Origin of the sequence: Amycolatopsis sp. WAC 04182, assembly GCF_003947465.1 — a bacterium.
Taxonomy (GTDB): domain Bacteria; phylum Actinomycetota; class Actinomycetes; order Mycobacteriales; family Pseudonocardiaceae; genus Amycolatopsis.
This window is the reverse complement of the sequence record NZ_QHJJ01000002.1, coordinates 867,862-886,319: the sequence shown is the minus strand read 5'-3', so window position 1 is coordinate 886,319 and position 18,458 is coordinate 867,862. Positions and strand designations below refer to the sequence as shown.

Annotated in this window: 17 protein-coding genes; 8 read left to right on the top strand and 9 right to left on the bottom strand. The window is 71.0% G+C overall.

Translation table 11 applies throughout. The features are described from left to right. Position 1: 1 nt before the first annotated feature. The 5 genes from murD to DMH01_RS11340 are packed head-to-tail and all read left to right on the top strand — an operon-like array spanning position 2 to position 6,217. Positions 2–1,405 carry a UDP-N-acetylmuramoyl-L-alanine--D-glutamate ligase gene (gene murD, locus DMH01_RS11360; protein ID WP_125675786.1) on the top strand — a complete coding sequence of 468 codons (1,404 nt, stop codon included), beginning with the start codon at positions 2–4 and terminating at the stop codon, positions 1,403–1,405. Continuing rightward, on the top strand, positions 1,392–2,870 hold the full coding sequence (gene ftsW / locus DMH01_RS11355; RefSeq protein ID WP_125675783.1) for a putative lipid II flippase FtsW: 1,479 nt from the start codon (positions 1,392–1,394) through the stop codon (positions 2,868–2,870). Before murD ends, ftsW begins: the two co-directional genes overlap by 14 nt. Beyond that, positions 2,867–3,994, top strand: coding sequence for an undecaprenyldiphospho-muramoylpentapeptide beta-N-acetylglucosaminyltransferase (gene murG / locus DMH01_RS11350; RefSeq protein WP_125675781.1), 1,128 nt, complete (start codon positions 2,867–2,869; stop codon positions 3,992–3,994). The genes ftsW and murG overlap by 4 nt, the downstream gene beginning before the upstream one ends. Further along, on the top strand, positions 3,987–5,396 hold the full coding sequence (gene murC / locus DMH01_RS11345) for a UDP-N-acetylmuramate--L-alanine ligase (RefSeq protein ID WP_125675779.1): 1,410 nt from the start codon (positions 3,987–3,989) through the stop codon (positions 5,394–5,396). The genes murG and murC overlap by 8 nt, the downstream gene beginning before the upstream one ends. A gap of 2 nt (positions 5,397–5,398) precedes the next feature. After that, positions 5,399–6,217 (top strand): cell division protein FtsQ/DivIB, encoded by an 819-nt coding sequence (locus tag DMH01_RS11340; RefSeq protein ID WP_125675777.1) that lies wholly within the window; start codon positions 5,399–5,401, stop codon positions 6,215–6,217. Between the two features lie 258 nt (positions 6,218–6,475). On the opposite strand, the gene DMH01_RS11335 is transcribed toward DMH01_RS11340, so the two are convergent. Then, entirely contained in the window at positions 6,476–7,225 is a 750-nt protein-coding gene (locus DMH01_RS11335) for a TetR/AcrR family transcriptional regulator (protein WP_125675775.1), read from the bottom strand. Positions 7,226–7,320: 95 nt separating this feature from the next. Between DMH01_RS11335 and DMH01_RS11330 the strand changes: the two genes are divergently transcribed. Continuing rightward, positions 7,321–8,154, top strand: coding sequence for an NAD(P)H-binding protein (locus DMH01_RS11330; protein ID WP_125675773.1), 834 nt, complete (start codon positions 7,321–7,323; stop codon positions 8,152–8,154). Positions 8,155–8,219: 65 nt separating this feature from the next. Here the strand turns inward: DMH01_RS11330 and DMH01_RS11325 are convergent, their stop codons facing one another. After that, positions 8,220–9,020, bottom strand: coding sequence for a hypothetical protein (locus tag DMH01_RS11325; RefSeq protein ID WP_125675771.1), 801 nt, complete (start codon positions 9,018–9,020; stop codon positions 8,220–8,222). Between the two features lie 130 nt (positions 9,021–9,150). Further along, positions 9,151–11,205 (bottom strand): PASTA domain-containing protein, encoded by a 2,055-nt coding sequence (locus DMH01_RS11320; RefSeq protein WP_125675769.1) that lies wholly within the window; start codon positions 11,203–11,205, stop codon positions 9,151–9,153. Between the two features lie 185 nt (positions 11,206–11,390). Here DMH01_RS11320 and DMH01_RS11315 point away from each other — a divergent pair, with 185 nt between their 5' ends. Further along, the gene (locus DMH01_RS11315; protein WP_125675767.1) at positions 11,391–11,759 is read left to right on the top strand and encodes an Rv2175c family DNA-binding protein; all 369 of its coding nucleotides are present in this window, start codon (positions 11,391–11,393) and stop codon (positions 11,757–11,759) included. Here DMH01_RS11315 and DMH01_RS11310 read toward each other — a convergent pair. Then, on the bottom strand, positions 11,728–12,894 hold the full coding sequence (locus DMH01_RS11310; protein WP_125675765.1) for an MFS transporter: 1,167 nt from the start codon (positions 12,892–12,894) through the stop codon (positions 11,728–11,730). The genes DMH01_RS11315 and DMH01_RS11310 overlap by 32 nt on opposite strands. A gap of 22 nt (positions 12,895–12,916) precedes the next feature. On the opposite strand from DMH01_RS11310, the gene DMH01_RS11305 reads away from it, so the two are divergent. Next, positions 12,917–13,477 carry a CGNR zinc finger domain-containing protein gene (locus DMH01_RS11305; RefSeq protein ID WP_125675763.1) on the top strand — a complete coding sequence of 187 codons (561 nt, stop codon included), beginning with the start codon at positions 12,917–12,919 and terminating at the stop codon, positions 13,475–13,477. 58 nt (positions 13,478–13,535) lie between these two features. On the opposite strand, the gene DMH01_RS11300 is transcribed toward DMH01_RS11305, so the two are convergent. The 5 genes from DMH01_RS11300 to DMH01_RS11280 all read right to left on the bottom strand — a co-directional run bounded on the left by DMH01_RS11300 (position 13,536) and on the right by DMH01_RS11280 (position 18,430). Next, positions 13,536–14,324: an LLM class F420-dependent oxidoreductase gene (locus DMH01_RS11300; RefSeq protein ID WP_125675761.1), complete on the bottom strand. Its 789-nt coding sequence runs from the start codon at positions 14,322–14,324 to the stop codon at positions 13,536–13,538. Then, a complete protein-coding gene (locus tag DMH01_RS11295; protein WP_125675759.1) occupies positions 14,321–15,250 on the bottom strand; it encodes a phytoene/squalene synthase family protein in 930 nt (309 codons plus the stop codon). Before DMH01_RS11295 ends, DMH01_RS11300 begins: the two co-directional genes overlap by 4 nt. Then, positions 15,247–16,722 carry a phytoene desaturase family protein gene (crtI, locus tag DMH01_RS11290; RefSeq protein WP_125675757.1) on the bottom strand — a complete coding sequence of 492 codons (1,476 nt, stop codon included), beginning with the start codon at positions 16,720–16,722 and terminating at the stop codon, positions 15,247–15,249. Before crtI ends, DMH01_RS11295 begins: the two co-directional genes overlap by 4 nt. Further along, complete coding sequence (locus tag DMH01_RS11285) at positions 16,722–17,813, bottom strand: polyprenyl synthetase family protein (RefSeq protein WP_125675755.1); 1,092 nt, start codon at positions 17,811–17,813, stop codon at positions 16,722–16,724. The genes crtI and DMH01_RS11285 overlap by 1 nt, the downstream gene beginning before the upstream one ends. Positions 17,814–17,881: 68 nt before the next feature. Beyond that, a complete protein-coding gene (locus tag DMH01_RS11280) occupies positions 17,882–18,430 on the bottom strand; it encodes a CGNR zinc finger domain-containing protein (protein WP_125675753.1) in 549 nt (182 codons plus the stop codon). Positions 18,431–18,458: the final 28 nt, after the last annotated feature.

The window sequence follows — 18,458 nt, the reverse complement described above, 5'->3', positions numbered from 1 at the left end:
AGTGGAGCTCGCCGGGCGTCACGTCCTCGTCGCCGGAGCCGGGGTCACCGGCAAGTCCATCGTCCCCGTCCTGGCGGACCTGGGCGCACGGATCACCGTCACCGACGGCAACGCCGGACGGCTGGCGGAACTCGAAGGCCTCGGCGCCGAACTGGTGCCCGGCCTGACGGAGCCACCCGAAGGTGTCGAGCTGGTCGTGACCAGCCCCGGCTGGAAGCCGACGTCGCCGCTGCTGGTGGCGGCGGCCGCGGCGGGGATCGAGGTGATCGGCGACGTCGAGCTGGCGTGGCGCGTCGGGCAGCTGCGCGACAAGCCGCCGGTGTGGCTCGCGATCACCGGGACCAACGGCAAGACCACCACGGTCGGGATGCTGGAGTCGATCCTGCGGTCCGCCGGGGTCGACGCCGTGGCCTGCGGGAACGTCGGTTTCGCGGTACTCGACGCGGTGCGGGCCGGGCACGAGGTGCTCGCCGTGGAACTGTCGAGTTTCCAGCTGCACTGGTCGTCGACGCTGGCCCCGCTCGCCTCGGTGGTGCTGAACCTGGCCGAGGACCACCTCGACTGGCACGGCTCGATGGAGGAGTACGCGGCCGCGAAGGGACGGGTCCACACCCACTCCCGGAACGTGGTGCACAACCTTCACGAGCCGTGGTCCGCCCGGCTCGCCGACGAGCACGCGCCCGCGGACGCCCGCCGCGTCGCCTTCGGGATGGACACCCCGCGCCCCGGCGAACTCGGGATCGTGGAAGACCTGCTGGTCGACCGCGCCTTCGTCGCCGACCCGGCGACCAGCGCCGACGAACTCGGCACCCTGGCCGACGTGCGTCCCGCCGGCCCGCACAACGTCTCGAACGCGCTCGCCGCGGCCGCGCTGGCCAGGGCGTACGGCGTCACCGGCGAGGACGTCGCCAAGGGCCTGCGCGAGTACCGGCCGGCCCCGCACCGGGCCGAGGAGATCGGCGAGATCGACGGCGTCCGGTACATCAACGACTCCAAGGCGACCAACCCGCACGCGGCGAGCGGTTCGCTGCGCGCCCATCTGAACGTCGTCTGGATCGCCGGTGGCCAGCTCAAGGGCGCTTCCGTGGACGAACTCGTCGGCTCGATCGCCGGGCGGCTGCGCGGCGTCGTCCTGTTCGGCGTCGATTCACCCGTGATCGCCGCCGCCGTCGCGCGACACGCGCCGGATGTCCCGGTGAACAGCCTCCCTTCGGGTGACGATGACACCATGACTGCGGCGGTGAAGGCGGCCCGAGCCCTGGCGCGCCCTGGAGATGTGGTGCTGCTGGCCCCCGCCGCGGCGTCGTTGGACATGTACTCGAGCTACGGCGCACGCGGCGACGCGTTCGCCAGCGCTGTCCGTGTCCTGCGCGACGGTGCGGGGGCGACCAGTGACGGCGGTTGAGGAAAGAAAGCGCGAGACAGCACCACGCAAGCGCCGCGAACGCAAGGAAAGCCCGTTCGTCGTCTTCCGCACCGCGCTGACGGCCTGGCTTTCGCGGCCGCTCGCTTCGTTCCACCTGGTCCTGGCGCTCACCGGCGTGCTGACCGTGATCGGCATCGTGATGGTGCTGTCCGCGTCGTCGGTCGCTTCGTACAACCCCAAGACCGGCACCGGCGTGTACGCCCAGTTCAGCAAGCACCTCATGTTCGTCGCGATCGGCGCGGTGGTGTTCTGGGTCGGACTGCGGGTCCCGCTGGAACGCGTCCGGAGGCTGTCGGCGACGGCGACGGTGGTCTGCCTCGGGCTGCTCGTACTGGTGCTGACCCCGCTCGGCTCCGAGGTCAACGGCTCGCAGGGCTGGTTCCGGCTCGGCGGGTTCGCCTTCCAGCCGGTCGAGGCGGCGAAGGTCGCGCTGGCCTTCTGGGGCGCGCACATCCTGGTGATCAAGTACAACATCATCAACCAGTGGCGGCATCTGCTCGTCCCGGTCGTGCCGATCGCGCTGCTGATGTTCGCGCTGGTCATGATGCAGCCCGACCTCGGCGGCACGATCACCCTCGCGGTCGTGCTGATGGCCCTGCTGTGGTTCGCGGGCGCGCCGAAACGACTGTTCGGGGTCATCCTCGCGGGTGGCCTCGCCGGGATCCTGGTGCTGGCGATCATCGCCCCGTACCGGCTGGCGCGGGTCATGTCGTTCGTCTCCGGCGACCCGGACACCAGCGCGGACGGTTTCCAGGCCAACCAGGCGAAACTCGCGCTCGCCGACGGCGGGATGTTCGGCAAGGGCCTCGGCCAGGGCCAGTCCAACTGGGGCTACCTGCCCAACGTGCAGAACGACTTCATCTTCGCCCTGATCGGCGAGGAACTCGGCTTCATCGGCTGCTCGGTGGTGCTCGGGCTGTTCGCCGGGGTCGCCGTCGTGGGCCTGCGGATCGCCACCCGCAACCTCGACCCGTGGATCCGCATCGTGTCCGGCACGCTGACCGTCTTCCTGGTCGCGCAGGCGGGGATCAACATCGGCTACGTGGTCGGCCTGCTGCCGGTCACCGGGGTCACGCTGCCGTTGATCTCCTACGGCGGCACGTCGCTGGTGATCACCATGCTCATCATGGGGATCCTCGCCAACGCCGCCCGGCACGAACCGGAGGCGGTGGCCGCACTGCGCTCGCAGGGGCCGGGTAAATTCGGACGCCTGCTGAGGCTTCCCGCGCCCGAGCCGTACCGCCCGCCCGCCAAACGCAAGGGCACCGCGGCCAGGGGAGGCGCCGCCAAGGCGGCGAGGCCCGCGCCGAGGACGGCGAGGCCTTCGCCCGCACAGGAGCGGCGCCGTTCGGTACGGGAACCCGGCAGGAGGACGGCCGCGCGAACGGCGGCGAACCGCGGTACCGCGAAACGGGGTACCGCAAACCGGAGAGGTCATAGGTGAACAACCCCGTCAGAGGTGGCGCTTCAGGCGAGGTCGCCGGCAAAGCGCCGGTGGTCGTGGTCGCCGGCGGTGGTACCGCAGGGCATATCGAACCAGCACTCGCCCTCGCCGACGCGGTGATGCGCCTGCGCCCCGACGCGAAGGTCATCGCGCTCGGGACCGAGCGCGGGCTGGAGAACAAGCTCGTCCCGGCGCGGGGCTACCCGCTGGAGCTGATCCCGCCGGTGCCGATGCCCCGCAAACCGACACCCGAACTGCTGAAGATGCCGCTGAAGGTCCGCGACGCGGTCAAGCGCACCCGCGAGGTCCTGGACCGGGTCGGCGCGGACGTCGTCGTCGGCTTCGGCGGATATGTCGCGCTCCCGGCGTACCTCGCCGCGCGCGGCCGGAAGCCGATCGTCGTGCACGAGGCCAACGAGAAGCCGGGCCTGGCGAACAAGGTCGGCGCGCGGTTCGCCGTCCGCGTCGCGGTCGCCGTCCCGGGGACGCCGCTGGCGAAGGCGGAGGTCATCGGCATCCCGCTGCGTCGCTCCATCACGTCGCTCGACAGGGCCGCGCTGCGCGCCGAAGCCCGTGAGCATTTCGGGCTCGACCCCGACGCGCCGACGCTGCTGGTCTTCGGCGGTTCGCAGGGTGCGGTGTCGATCAACGGCGCCGTTTCGGGCGCCGCCAAGGAGTTCGCGGACGCCGGTGTCGGCGTCCTGCACGCCCACGGACCGAAGAACACGCTGGTCGTCCAGGAGTTCCCCGGGCGGCCCGCGTACGTCCCGGTGCCGTACCTGGAGCGGATGGACCTGGCCTACGCCGCCGCCGACGCGGTGCTGTGCCGCTCCGGCGCGATGACCGTCGCCGAGGTGTCCGCCGTCGGCCTGCCCGCGGTGTTCGTCCCGCTGCCCTACGGCAACGGCGAACAGGCGGTCAACGCCCGGCCCGCGGTCGCGGCCGGTGCCGGGCTGCTGGTCGACGACGCCGACCTCACCCCCGCCAAGGTCGCGGAGCTGGTGATCCCGCTGGTGTCCGACGCCGACAGGGTCGCGAAGATGAGTGCGGCCGCGGTCGGTCTCGGCCACCGCGAGGCCGACGAGACCCTTGCCAAGATCGTGCTGGAGGCCGCAGGTGCCTGATCAACTCCCCGACACGCTCACGCGTGCCCATCTGATCGGGATCGGCGGTGCCGGGATGAGCGGCGTCGCGCGGATCCTGCTGGCCCGCGGCGCCCAGGTCTCCGGATCCGACGCCAAGGAGTCGCGCGCGTTCCTTTCGCTGCGTGCCCAGGGCGCCGAGATCGCCGTCGGCCAGCGCGCCGAGAACCTCGACGCGTTCCCCGAAGGCCCGTCCTCGGTGATCGTGTCGACCGCGATCAAGGACGACAACCCGGAACTGGTGGCCGCGCGGGAACGCGGGATCACCGTGCTGCACCGCGCCGAGGCGCTGGCCGGGCTGATGGAGGGGCACCGCGTCGCCTGCATCGCCGGGACGCACGGCAAGACGTCGACGACGTCGATGCTGACCGTCGCGCTGCAGCAGTGCCGTCTCGACCCGTCGTTCGCCATCGGCGGTGACCTCAACGAGTCGGGCGCCAACGCGCACCACGGCGAGGGCGGGATCTTCGTCGCCGAGGCCGACGAGAGCGACGGATCGTTCCTGGCCTACTCGCCGTCGGTCGCCGTGGTGACCAACGTCGAGCCGGACCACCTGGACCACCACGGCACGGCCGAGGCGTACGTCTCGGTGTTCACCGACTTCCTCGGCCGGATCGTGCCGGGCGGGCTGCTCATCGTCTGCGGTGACGACGAGGGTGCCGAGAAGCTGGGCGCGCGGGCGGCGGAGCAGGGCATCCGCGTCCGTCGCTACGGGCGTTCGGTCACCGGTGCCGAGGACGCCAAGGTGCTGGACTACGCGCCGGCACCCGACGGCGGCGTCGTCCGGATCTCCTTGCGGGGCGAGGAAATCGTCCTGCGGGTCGCGGTGCCGGGCGAGCACATGGCGCTGAACGCGATCGCCGCGCTGCTGGCCGGGATCGAGCTGGGCGCGCCCGTCGAAGGACTGGCCGAAGGGCTCGCCGCGTTCGGCGGCGTCCGGCGGCGGTTCGAGTTCAAGGGCCGTTCGGGCGACGTCCGCGTGTACGACGACTACGCGCACCACCCGACCGAGGTCGACGCGCAGCTGCGCGCGGTGCGGACGGCCGCGGGCTCGGGCCGGGTCATCGTGGTCTTCCAGCCGCATCTGTACTCGCGCACGAAGACGTTCTCGAAGGAGTTCGCGGCCGCGCTGTCGCTCGCCGACGAGGTCGTCGTGCTGGACGTCTTCGGGGCGCGGGAGAAGCCGGAGCCCGGGGTGAGCGGCGCGCTCATCGCCGACCAGATCTCCGGTGTCCCCGTGCACTACCAGCCCGCGTTCGACGTCGCGGCGAAGCTCGCGGCGGATCTGGTCAAACCCGGCGACCTGCTGGTGACCATGGGCGCCGGCGACGTCACGCAGCTCGGCCCGGAGATCCTGGCCGAACTGGACCGGCGGGCGGGGTAGCCATGCCGCGGACCGGGGAACGCCGCCGCCCGGCCGAACCCGGTCGGCGTCCGCGCACCGAACGCACTCAGCGGGCTCAGCAAGCGAAGGCTCGGCGCGGCAGGCGGTCCGTCTACGACCGCCGCCGCACCGCCCGGCCCGCCAGGCACAAGGAGATGCGGCGCCGCTGGGTCGCGCTGCTCTCGGTGCTGACCGCCGTGGCCCTTGTCTACCTGCTGTGGTTCAGCTCGATGCTGGGCGTGCGGCAGGTCGAGGTCGTCGGGGCGAGTTCGGTGCCCGCGGACCAGGTCCGCGCCGCGGCGGCGGTGCCGGACCAGAAGCCGATGCTGCGCGTGGACACCGACGAGATCCGCGATCGGGTGGCGCAGATGCCCGGTATCGCGACCGTCGACGTTTCGCGGTCCTGGCCGAGCACCCTCGAGATCACCGTGACCGAACGCACCGCGATCGCGTTCTTCGACAGCGGGCCCGGCGGCGACGGCGTGCACCTCGTCGACGGCGGGGGAGTGGTGTTCAAGACCGTCAAGGAGCGGCCCGCCGGGCTGCCCGAGCTGAAGCTGCCGTCGGTGTCGGCCGACGACCCGGTGACCCGCGCGGTGACCGGCGTCCTCGGCGTGATCCCTCAGCAGCTGCTCAAGCAGGTCACCACCGCGACGGCGAAGACCCCGGGCAGCGTCGAGTTCGCGTTGGCCGACGGGAAGACCGTGCGGTGGGGGACCTCGGCCGACACCGAACGCAAGGCGAAGGTCCTGGCCGCGTTGCTCACCCGCGAGGGCAAGGTCTTCGACGTCTCGGCACCAGATCTGCCGACCGTCTCCTGACGCGTTTAGTCCTCTGAATGCGATAGTTGGTTGTGCGAACTACCGCATTCAGAGGACTGAAGTGGGACGCTGCGCAAGCAGGTGCCGAACGCGGACTCTGGGCACGACCGGGCCGAGCGTGGATGTCCCCAATGTGGCATTGGGGACACGTGAAGCCGAGCCGAAGTTCTCCTGCCCGCGTCCAACTCGCGTTTCGTCCTCTGAATGCGGTAGTTGGTCATGCGAACTACCGCATTCAGAGGACGAACGCGGTGAGAGTCAGCGGGTGACGAGGGCTTCGATGCCGTCCAGCAGGCGTTCCAGGCCGAACGCGAAGGTCTCGTCGGCGGCCTCGCAGGTGTCCGCGTCGTAACCGCCGCTTTCCCAGATCCGCGTCATCGCCGGATGGCGTTCCACGTCGAAGTACTTCTCCCAGAACACCGAACGCTGCCCCCACCAGGCGTCGGTCGACTGCCCGGTCTCCTGCTCGACCAGCGCGGTCTCGGCGAACAGCGTCGCGTTCGCCTGCACGTAGATCTCGATGCTGTTCGCCGCCGCGGCCGCCTTGCGCGGCTCCAGCCCGATGTCCGACACCGCCGCGATCACGTACTCCTGGCCCGCCATCAGCCCGGGGCCGAGCACCGGCCGCACCATCGACGTCGAGCGCAGCCACGGATGCGCGCGGAACACCGCCAGGGTTCGGTCGGCGTAGAGCCGCACCTGCTCGCGCCAGCCGTCCGGCCGCGGATCGCCGGGGCCGGGGAGGTCCCGTTCGGCGAGCACCGAGTCGACCATGAGGTCGAGCAGTTCCGTCTTGCCGGGGACGTAGGTGTAGAGCGTCATCGTGCCGGCGCCGAGTTCCTTGGCGATCTGGCTCATCGACACGGTCGCCTCGCCGGCACCGTCGGCGAGCGCGACGGCGGTGGCGATCACCTGGTCGAGGGTCAGTTTCGGCTTCCGCCCCCTGGTCGGCTGCCGGGCTTCGCCGCGGTCACGCCACAACAGTTCGAGGCTGCGCTCGAAGTCCATCCACACTCCACTCGGCCGTGAAGCTGGATTCTACATTCTCGTATGGGGTACGGTTAAGATTATCCCGTAGGGCGTACGAAAAGGAGTGGGGAATCGTGACGATCCTGGTGACCGGTGCGACCGGAAGCGTCGGCAGGCTGCTGGTCGACGAGCTGGTGGAGGCCGGGGCGCCGGTGCGGGCGCTGACCGTCAACCCGGCGAAGGCGGCGTTGCCCGCACAGGTGGAGGTCGCCAAGGGGTACCTGGGCAAGCCGGAGACCTTGCCGGAGGCCTTGAAAGGCATCGAGACCGTGTACCTGGCGCCGCTCGCGGCCAAGGTGGGCGACTTCGTGAAGCTGGCGAAGGAGGCCGGAGTGCGCCGGGTGGTGGCGTTGTCGGGCAGCAACGCCGACGATCCGGCGGACAACTCGAGCGGCGTGGACTACGCGATCATCGAGAAGGCCGTCCAGGAGGGGGGCTTCGACTGGACGTTCCTGCGGCCGGGCGCGTTCATGAACAACACCCTCGGCTGGGCCGAGACGATCAAGGCCGAGCGCGTGGTCCGCGAGGCCTACCCCGAGTCGCGGATGACGCCGATCGACCTCGCGGACATCGCCGCCGTCGCGGCGCACGTCATCCTGACCGAGGGGCACGTCGGCAAGAAGCACACGCTCAGCGGCCCGGAGGCGATCAGCCAGCGCGAACAGGTCGCCGCCATCTCGGCCGCGCTCGGTGAAGAGGTGATCTTCCAGGAGCTGACCCGGGAAGAGGCGAACAAGCAGTGGGCCGCCGCCGGGATCCCGGCGGAGATCGCCGAATGGCTTCTCGACGGCTTCGCGTACTTCACCGAAAACCCCGACAAGCCGACGGGCGTCGTCCAGGAACTCACCGGGCGGCCCGGCGTCACCTACGCGGAGTGGGCGGTGGCGAACGTCGAAGCGTTCCGCTGAACCCGCAACTCACGTGATTGAAGGCGTAACTCGCGTGATTGAAGGCGTAACTCTTGAGTTACGAGTTACCGGGCCCGGCGGGGGAGGCGGGTCGGCAGCGGCGCGCCACGCCGCTGCTGGGCGGGAGCCTCGGCGCGCGGCGAGGACGGCTGGGGCAAAGGCGGCTGGGGCAAAGGCGGTTGGGGCAAGGGCGGCGGGGCCTGCGATTCGCGGGGCCAGGCCGGGGTGATCATCGCCTGCGCCCCGACCCGGCGGACCGGCAGCCCGTGCGACTCCCGCGCCGGCAGGCCGGGCCAGATCTCGCCCGCCTCCTTTGCGGCGTCGCGGATCGCGGTGCCGTCGAGCGAGGTGCGGCTCTCCTCGATGTCGCGGTCGAGCCACTGGACGATGAGCTCCAGCGGCCCGTCGGGCGGCAGCGGCCACAGGAAGATCTCGTGGTCGACGTGGAACGCCGAGCCGCCCAGCCCCTGCGCGCGCAGCACCGGCTGATCCGGTTTGGTGGCCGACGGCACGGAGATGGTCTCCGAACTGGCGCGCCTGCCGTCGGGGAAGAGCACTCCGACCAGCAGCGCGTTGTAGTCCGGGACCCGGCGATGGTCGATCAGGCCTTCGCCGGGTTCGTCCAGCAGCAGATCCCGCGAGTACACCGACAGCTGGAAGGACACCGACTCCGGCCACACCTCGATACCGCGCAGCGCCACGATGGTCCGCTCGGCGCGGCCCAGCGGCATCGACCAGGGCAGGATCGCCGGGACGATGTACTCGTGCGGCGGCTCCACCCAGGGGCGGCCGTTGTAGCCGAACAGTTCCTGTTCCGGCACCGGGAACAGGGGGCGGTTGCGCGGAGCGTCCGTGAAGAAGCTCATCGTGGACCGGGCGCGGCAGAACGCGGGGTGAACCTGTCCGACCTGCCGCTCACGCCGTCAACGACCACCATGCGCTTCACGGTATCCGATGACCACGCCGGTACTGAACGGTTTCACCGCACCTTTCGCGTCACCCGAAGCCCTTGAGCTTCACTTTCGTGCCCTTCGGCACCTTGGTGCCCGGCTTCGGATCCTGCTCCAGGACGAAGTCGAAACCACCGTTTCCGCCGCCGTTCCCGTTGCCGTTTCCGCGTCCCTGACGGTCGGGCTCCAGTCCCGCCTGTCGCAGGATCTGGAACGCCTCCTCCATGCGCTTGAACGTCACGTTCGGTACTTCGACGGCGTTCGAAACGAACACCCCGATACGGCGGTTGCTCGCCTTGCCGCCGCCCTTCGGGTCGGTGCGGATCACCTGACCTGCGGCGAACTGGTCGGAGAACTCCTCGCCCGCCTGGAACGGCTGGAAGCCCGCCTGCTGCAGGATCTGGAACGCGGCGTCCTTGGTCTGCCCGGTGACGTCCGGGACCGGCGGCAGCGGCTCGGGACCCTTCGACAGGATGATCGTGACCTGCCCGCCGATGTTCAGCTGCGAACCGGGGCTCGGGTCGACGCGGATCACCTTGTTCTTGGCGACGTCGCTGTACTCCTGCTCGCCCTGGACCGGGGTCAGCTGCGCGGCCTTGATCGCCGTCTCCGCGTCCTGCGGGCTCGTCCCGGCCTGGATGTCCGGCACGATCGGGCGGCCCTTCGACAGCACGACGTTGACCGTGGCGCCCGGCGCGAGCGACGTGCCCGCCGCGGGGTCGGACCGGATCACCGTGTGCTGGGCGGCGGTGTCGCTGTACTCCTCGGTGTAGGCCGGGGTCAGCTTCGCCGAGCGGAGCGCGTCCCCGGCGGCGGCCTGGTTCATCCCCGCCAGTTTCGGTACCGACGACGAATTCGGCCCGGTGTCGTTGAGGATGAAGGCGAACGCGCCGATCAGGCCGCCGAGCACCAGCACCGCGGCGGCGATCATGACGTAGAGACGCTTGCGCGATCCCGGCTGCTCGTCGTCGGCGGCCGGCCGTGGCCGCGGGGGAGGCGTGCGGGGTGGCTGAGCGGCGGGGATCGGCGGCTCACGGTGCAGTGCCTGCGTTCCGCGTGGGCCGGTGACCGGCATGGTCGCCTCGGCGACCGGGGTCAGCACCGTCGTCGCCATGGCCGGGTTCGCCGCCGGGACGGCGGGGATGCCGGGGGTGGTGCGCTCGGCGTCGGTCTCCCGGTCGGCGTCGGCGGGCAGCGGCACGGGCACGGGGACGGCCGGGACACCCAGGACGGTGCGCAGATGGTTCAGCTCGGCGAGGAACGCCGCGGCGTCGGCCGGACGCTGCTCGGGGTCGCGGCGCGTGGCGCGCAGGATCAGCTCGTCGAGTAGCGGCGGGATGCCCGGCCGCAGCTCGCTCGGGCGCGGGACGTCGTCGTTGACGTGCCGGTACGCCACCGAGAGCGCGGTGTCGCCGGTGTACGGCGGGCGTCCGGTGAGCATTTCGTACAGCAGGATCCCGGCCGAGTAGACGTCGCCGCGCGAGGTGGTCGCGCCGGTCGCGACCTGCTCGGGCGAGACGTAGGCGACGGTGCCGAGGATGACGCTCGAACTCGTGGTGCCCGCGCTGGCGATCGCGCGGACGAGGCCGAAGTCGGCCACCTTGACCACGCCGCCCGAAAGCGCCGTGCCGCCGCGGCCGATGAGCACGTTCTCCGGTTTGACGTCGCGGTGCACCAGGCCGGCGGCGTGCGCCGCGGCCAGCGCGGAGAGCACCGGTTCGGTGATGCTCAGCGCGAGCGCGACGTCCAGTGGACCGCGTTCGGCGAGCAGCTCACGCAGGGTCCCGCCGTCGACGAGTTCCATGACCAGGAACGCGCGGCCGGACTCCTCGCCGCCGGGGGTGTCGAACCCCTGGTCGTGCACCGCCACCACGTGGGGATGATGCAGCCGGGCCGCCGACCTGGCCTCCCGCTCGAAACGCTCGACGAAAGACCTGTCGTCGGCGAACCGCGGGTCCATGATCTTGATGGCGACCTGGCGGTCCAGGCGGGTGTCGACGCCGCGGTACACCGACGACATCCCACCGCGTGCGAGCAGCTTGTCCACCCGGTAGCGGCCCTCGAGCAGAGTGCCCACCAGAGTGGGATCCGTGCGTGTCACGGCTATGGATCGTACGGAAGTACCCATGTTCTGGTGTACGGGACCTGGCTCCCCGGGGATCACGATTCCCGCCATTTCGTCGAATCGGCGGTATACGTGACCGGGCGGGCACTTTCCGTCACGGTCCGGGTCGTCACCCATGCGTACTAACGGAGCGGGAGACGGAATGTGGCACAGTGTCACCTGTGAGTGGTATTCCCGTCGCCGACGACGTTCTCGATGCAGATGTGGCCGTTCTCCCGGTGCCGGAGGTCGCTACCGCGCTGAACGTCTCGGCCAACAAGGTCCGCCAGATGCTGCGCGACGGCCATCTGATCGCCGTCCGGCGGAAGGGCGAGCTGTACGTCCCGGCCGCGTTCCTGGTCAAGGACGGCGTGGTCAAGGGCCTGGCGGGCACCATCACCGTGCTCGCGGACTCGGGTTTCAGCCGGACGGAGATGCTGCGCTGGCTCTTCGCCGCGGACGAGACCCTGCCGGGTTCCACCCCGGTCAACGCGCTCCGCACCAGCCACGGCACCGAGGTCAAGCGACGCGCGCAGGCGATGGCGTTCTAGCTCCGACCAGCACATACGTCGCGGCCGCGAGCAGTTGGCAACCCGCCGCGGCGCTCAGCGCGGCGGTTACGGAGAGTGCGCTCAGCGGCCCCGCGAGCGCGGCACCCGCCGCGAGTCCGGTGATTTTCACGCTCGCGGCCGTCGTGAATACCTGAGCCCGCACTCGCGCGGGCGCTTCGCGATGCCGGATGGCGAAAAGCGCCGAAAGCTGCGGCCCTTCGGCGAGTCCGGCGAGCACGGCGGCGGCCAGCAGGGTCGCCACGTCTTGCCCGGACGCCGCGAGCAGGAAGCTCGCGCCCAGCAGGACGGTGCTGGCGAGCACGGTGCGATCCGGCGGTGGTGGCCTGCGGGTCAGCATCGCGTTCGCGACCAGTGACGCGGCGGCCAGCACGGTGAGCAGCAGCGCGCCGAAGCCCGTGTTCCCCAGCCGTTGGGCGCCGAGCAATGGATAGCAGACGATGGCGACCCCGATGCCGACGAAGGACACCGTCGACGTCGCGGTGGCCCGCAGCAGGGCGCGATTGCGGAAAAGGACGGCGAATCCGTCGGCGAGTTGACGGCGGATCGGTCTCGTGGGCTTCGCTTCGGCGGCCGGAAGTGACCATGCGGCGGGGAAGGCCGCCGCGACCAGCGTGATCGCGACGGCGACCGCCGCCGGTGCTCCGGCGTAGGCGGCCACGAGACCGGCGAGTCCCGGCCCGGCGAGGCTCGCGGCGGTGAAGGTCATCGCGTCCAGGGTGCTCGCCCTCGCCAGCGGTGTCGTGCCGCGGACATTCGGCAACTGCGCCGTCCACCCGCCGGCCAAGGCGGGGTTGAGCAGCCCGGCCGCGACGGCCACCGCGATCGCCGCGGGGAGTTCGACCAGCGCGAGCACCGCGCCGAGCCCGCCCGCGTAGGCCAGCAGTGCCCACGCCAGCAGCCGTCCCGGCCGGGGGCTGCGGTCGAGCAGGGCGCCGAGCAGCGGCCCGCCCGCCGCCGCGGAGATCGTCAGGCCCGCGAGCAGCGCGGATCCGGTGGCGGCCGAACCGTCGACGCTCATGCCGAGCAGGAGCAACGCCGGTCCGGACAGTTCGTCCCCGGTCCTGGCGACCGTCGCGCCGGTCAAATAGGCGGCGAGTCTGTAACGGCCTCTCATTGGCAAGACGTTACAGTGGGCTATGACTTCAGCGCAGCGGGATTTCCTGCCCGGCCGCTCGGCTCGGTCGGCGGCGCAGCGGGCGGTGGATCTACTGGAGGTTCTGCTCGCGCCGGAACCCTCGGTCGCGTCGGTTCGTGCGGTGCTGGAAGCGCACGGCGAAACCTCTGTCGAGTTGAAGCCGTCGGACGTGGCTTCGTTGCGGGAGGCGGCCGCGGAACTGCGCGACGTCTTCGCGGCGCGGGATGTCGCGGAGGCGGCCGGAGTGCTCAACCGGCTGCTGGCTCGCTACGCGCATCCGCCGCGGCTGACCGATCATGCCGACGGGTTCGGCTGGCACCTTCACGTGGACGCCGACGACGACGGGCCGTGGGGCGCGTGGCTGGTGACTTCGTCCGCGCTGGCGCTGGCGGTGTTGCTGGCGGACCGTCAGGCGCCGCCGGGTGGGTTGTGTGCGGCTTCGGGCTGTGGGAAGCCGTTCGCGCACCTGGGTGGCGGGAGTCCGCGGCGGTACTGCTCGACGCGGTGCGCCACCCGGGAGAGGGTCGCGGCTCACCGTCGCGATCGGTCCCGAACGCCATGAAAGGTCCTTTCCTTGCAAAATTTGCAAGGAAAGGACCTTTCATGGCACGGGTGAGAGGTCAGGACTGCTGCTTGTCCCGCCAAGCGATCCAGGACCGCAGCTTGTCCAGGTTGTAGTCCGGCCCGCCGGTCGCCACGGTGAACAGCGAGACACCCAGCTCCAGCAGCTTCGGGCCCAGCTCCTCGGGCTCGCCCTCGACGGCGACCGAACGCTCGATCTCCTTCGGGTCGCGGCCGACGTCGGCGCAGTGCTGGTCGAGGATCTTGACCTTGCGCTCCACGACCTCCGGGTCGCCGAAGCCGTGCCAGATGTCGGCGTGCTTCGCGACGAGGCGCAGCGTCTTCTTCTCGCCGCCGCCGCCGATCAGCACCGGGATGTCCCGGACCGGCTGCGGGTTCAGCTTGCCGAGCCTGCTCTCGATCCGCGGGAGCGCCTCGGCCAGGTTGTCGAGCCGCCCGCCCGCGGTGCCGAACTCGTAACCGTACTCGTCGTAGTCCTTCTCGAACCAGCCGGAGCCGATGCCGAGGATCAGCCGTCCGTCGGAGATGTTGTCGACGGTGCGGGCCATGTCGGCCAGCAGCTCGGGATTGCGGTAGCTGTTGCACGTCACCAGCGCGCCGATCTCGACCCGCGACGTGGACTCCGCCCAGGCGCCCAGCATGGTCCAGCACTCGTAGTGCAGGCCCTCGGGCTCACCGTAGAGCGGGTAGAAATGGTCCCAGTTGAAGACGATGTCCACGCCGAGGTCTTCGGCCTCCGAAGCGGCCCGGCGGATCGCCTTGTACTCGGCGTGCTGCGGCTGCAACTGGACGCCGATCCTGATCTTCTTGTTCGCGGCAGAGGTCATGTTCGCAGCCTAAGCCTGGAGTTGCTCCACGCGCTCGCCAACATCCTCGGCAGCGCGACGTTCAGCCGACGGCGGCGCGGGACGACCGCGCGAGTGTTCAGCACGTCGTAACCGAGGGCCGCGATTTCGTCCAGAATGCCTTCGTAGAGCACGAGCGCGGTCCGCACGCAGTCTCGGGATTCCGGGCGCAGCAACGGAATGCCCGCTTCGGCGCGGCGGTACACCGCCCGGTTGCGCGCCACCGCGACGGCGAGCGCGCGCCGCACCCGCCGGTCGGGCAGGCCGCGGGCACGGGACCATGCGAGCAGTTCGCGGTCGACGCCGAACGCGGCCAGCTCCTCGGTCGGCAGGTACAGCCGTCCCCGGTCGAGGTCCTCGCCGACATCGCGCAGGAAGTTGGTCAGCTGGAACGCCTCACCCAGCGCGGCGGCGCCCGGCACGGCTTCGGCGACCGGGACGACGGTGCCGAAGACGGGCAGCATCTGCAGGCCGATCACCTCGGCCGAACCGTGGATGTACTCCCGGAGAGCGGCGTAGGTCGCGTACTCGGTGATCTTGAGGTCCATCGCCATGGACCGCAGGAACGCGTCGAACAGCTCCCGGTCCAGGTCGTGACGCCGCACGGTGTCGGCGAGCGCGGTCAGCACCGGATCGGCGGGCGTGCCGCCGTCGAAGACCCGCGCGACCATGACGGCGACCTCGTCCAGCGCGACGGCGGGATCGGTGCCGGGCGCGGGGTTGTCGACCACTTCGTCCGCCATCCGCGCGAAACCGTACAGCGCGTGCGCGAACGGACGCGTCCGTGCCGGAAGCAGCCGGGTCGCGAGGAAGAACGTGCGGCCGTAATGCGCGTTGATGCGGCGGCATTCGGTGTACGCGGCCCGCAACGACGGCTCGGTGATCCCCGCGGCGTCGAGTTCGTTCATCGGCCCGTGACCCTTCCCGCCGCGAGCCTGCCCGAGATCACCACCGGCGGGATTCCGACGCCCGGCGTGGTCCCGCAGCCCGCCAGTACGACGTTTTCCGCCGCCCGCATGAGGTTCCCCGGCCGGAACGGGCCGGTCTGGGCGAAGGTGTGCGCGAGCGAGAACGGCGTACCCGCGGTGAGCCCGCGCTCCGCCCAGCCTTCCGGAGTGATCGTCTCGTCCACGGAGAAGGCGTCCGCGAACCCGGTGAGGCCGCGCTTTTCCAGTGTGCGCACCAGTTCCGTGCGGTAGGCGGGCCCGACCCGGCGCCAGTCGATCTTGCCGCGGCGCAGGTTCGGCGCCGGGGCCAGCACCGAGATCACCTGGCCGCCGCCGGGGGCGAGGCCCGGTTCGGTCGCGGTCGGCCGGGTCACCAGCAGCGACGGGTCGCTCATCAGCTTGCCCTCGCGGATGATCTCCGAGAACGTCTTCTCCCAGGCGTGGCCGAAGAAGATGGTGTGGTGGCCCAGATCCGGCCAGGATTCCGGCGCGTGCCCGTGCAGGACGACGGCCGACGGCGAGTACCGCAGCGGCAGCGGCCGCCGGGGGCGGGCGCCGAGCAACCGGTACGCGGTGCCGAGTTCGGTCGCCAGAACCACGGTGTCGCAAGGAATCCGCTCACCCGTACGGGTCCGCACCGCGCGCACCCGCGAGGAAACCCTTTCCAGCCAAGCGGCTTCCGTGCCGAAGCGCAGCTCCGCGCCGGCGCGTTCGGCCGCGGCAGCCATGGTTCGCGCGATCTCGCCCATCCCGCCCGACGGGTAGTAGACCCCGCCGACGGTGTCCATGTAGGAGATGACGCCGTACGCGCCGATCGCGCGCGCCGGATCGAGGCCCGCGTAGAGCGCCTGGAAGGAGAACAGACGGCGCACGCGGTCGTCGCGCAGGAAACCGTCGATCTTGGGGCCGAGACGGCCGAAACCGCCCAGTGCGGCCAATTTCGCCAATTCCGGGCGGACGAGATCGAACGGGGAATCGAAGTTCGCGCCGATGAAGTGGTCCTTCTGGACCGCGTACAGCTCGGTCAGCCAGCGGCGGAGCCTGCGGTAGCCGTCGGCTTCGGCCGGGCCCGCGGCCGCGTGGATCTCGGCCTCCATCGCCGCCGCCTCGGTGTGCACGGCGATCGTGCTGCCGTCGGCGAACCGCGCGCGGTAGGCCGGGTCGAGCCGGGTCAGCGTGAGGTTGTCCGCCAGGGATTCGCCGACCGCGGAAAAGGCCTCGTCGAGCAGTTCCGGCATGGTCAGCACGCTGGCGCCGGTGTCGACGGTGTTGCCGCCGAAATCCGCCTGACCGGCCCGGCCTCCCGGGCTCTTGTCCTGCTCCAGCAGCGTCACCCGGCGGCCGGCGCCGAGCAGGTGCAGCGTCGCCGACAGCCCGGCGAGCCCGCCACCGATCACCACCACGTGGTCACTCGGACCGGTGACAGTGCGCATCAGTACGTCCGCTGGGTCGCCTTGACGACCAGCCCGGTCAGCGCGGCGGGAGCGGGTTCGGCCAGGTGAGCGCGGTCCAGCGCCGCCATCGCGGAGTCGGTGAGCTCGTCGATGCGGCGTTCCACCGCGTCGACGGCGCCGACGTCCTGCAGCGCCTCGCGCACGGTCTCGACGGCGTCTTCGGACAGGTGGGCGTCGCCGATGGCGTCGGAGATGACCTTCGCCGCCGCGTCCTTGCCCTGCTCGGCCGCGCGCTGGAGACCCAGCGCGACCAGCAGCGTCCGCTTGCCCTCACGCAGGTCGTCGCCCGCGGGCTTGCCGGTGACCGACGGGTCGCCGAACACGCCGAGCAGGTCGTCCCGCAGCTGGAACGCCACGCCGACCTCGTCGCCGAACTCGCGCAGCGTCGCGATCAGGGCGTCGTCGGCGCCGCCGAGCGCGGCACCGAGGTGCAGCGGGCGCTGGACGGTGTACGCGGCCGTCTTGAGCTTGCAGATGTGCAGCGCCGCCTCCGGGGAGGCGTCGCCGGTGGCCTGGGTGCGGACGTCGAGGTACTGGCCTGCGAGCACCTCGGTGCGCATCGCGCGCCAAGCCGGCCGTGCCGCCGCGAGGGCCGCGGGCGGGAGCGGGGCCTCACCGAACATGTCGTCGGCCCAGGCCAGCGCGAGGTCGCCGACCAGGACGGCGGTCGCGAGCCCGAACGTGCTCGGCGAACCGAGCCAGCCGCTGTCGGCGTGCAGTTTGGCGCCCGCGATGTGCACCGTCGGGGAACCGCGGCGTGAATCGGAGGAGTCGATGAGGTCGTCGTGGATCAGCGCGCACGCCTGGATCAGCTCCAGGCTCGCCACCGCCTGGAGCACGCCTTCGACGTCCGGCCCGGCCGGATCGCCGCCCGCGCCGCGCCAGCCCCACCAGGCGAACGTCGGGCGCAGGCGTTTGCCGCCGCCGAGGACGAACCCGGCCAGCGCGTCGATCCCGACCCCGACGACCGGTTCGGTACGGCGGATCTCGGCACCGGCGCGCTCGAGGAATCCGGCCAGCGCCCGCTCGACGTGGGCGGGCAGATCGGCGTCGTAGGCGGACGTGTCCATGAGCACATCCTCCGGGAAGCGCGTCCCCATGACCCAGTCGGGTGCCGTGGAATGTGGCGAACGAGACGTCAGCCGCGGCTCTTGTCGTAGTGCCGTTTCGCCCGTGCCCGGTTGCCGCAGTCCGACGAACTGCACCAGCGCCGCGACCGGTTGCGCGTGTGGTCGGTGAAGACCCAGCCGCAGCCCGGCCCTTCGCATTCCCGGATCCGCTCCAGTTCCCCGGCCCGGAGCAGGTCTTCGGCCGCCAGCGCGAGGAAGTGCGGCAGCGCGTCGCCGTTCTCCAGCGGCACCTCCCATCGCAGTGGCAAGGACGGCGGGAGTGAGGCGTGCCGATACGCCTCGATCAGGGGTTTTCGCAGGGCCGTGACGTCCGGCGGATCCGACACGAGTACGCGATACAGCGTCTCGCGGAACGACTTCACCGTCCCCAGGACGGCCTCGGAGATCTCCAGGCGCTCGGCGCCCGCGCCGACCAGGACGACCCACTCGGACAGCCGTTCCGGAGTCGAAAGCCGGTCTTCCCGCCGGGCCGGATCGCGCCGCCAGGAAACGGTGTTGACCAGGTCCAACGGCACGCTCCCGCCGATGCTGTCGTACCCGTCCCAGTGGCCGTCCACGGATCCTCCTAATGGTCAAACTCAGTTT

Coding starts and splice junctions, on each gene's coding strand:
- DMH01_RS11295 (WP_125675759.1), bottom strand. CDS start 15,250: ATGAACGAACTCGACGCCGCGGGGATCACCGAGCCGTCGTTGCGGGCC.
- crtI (WP_125675757.1), bottom strand. CDS start 16,722: ATGCGCACTGTCACCGGTCCGAGTGACCACGTGGTGGTGATCGGTGGC.
- DMH01_RS11340 (WP_125675777.1), top strand. CDS start 5,399: ATGCCGCGGACCGGGGAACGCCGCCGCCCGGCCGAACCCGGTCGGCGT.
- DMH01_RS11310 (WP_125675765.1), bottom strand. CDS start 12,894: ATGAGAGGCCGTTACAGACTCGCCGCCTATTTGACCGGCGCGACGGTC.
- DMH01_RS11325 (WP_125675771.1), bottom strand. CDS start 9,020: ATGAGCTTCTTCACGGACGCTCCGCGCAACCGCCCCCTGTTCCCGGTG.
- DMH01_RS11285 (WP_125675755.1), bottom strand. CDS start 17,813: ATGGACACGTCCGCCTACGACGCCGATCTGCCCGCCCACGTCGAGCGG.
- DMH01_RS11335 (WP_125675775.1), bottom strand. CDS start 7,225: ATGGACTTCGAGCGCAGCCTCGAACTGTTGTGGCGTGACCGCGGCGAA.
- DMH01_RS11300 (WP_125675761.1), bottom strand. CDS start 14,324: ATGACCTCTGCCGCGAACAAGAAGATCAGGATCGGCGTCCAGTTGCAG.
- DMH01_RS11305 (WP_125675763.1), top strand. CDS start 12,917: ATGACTTCAGCGCAGCGGGATTTCCTGCCCGGCCGCTCGGCTCGGTCG.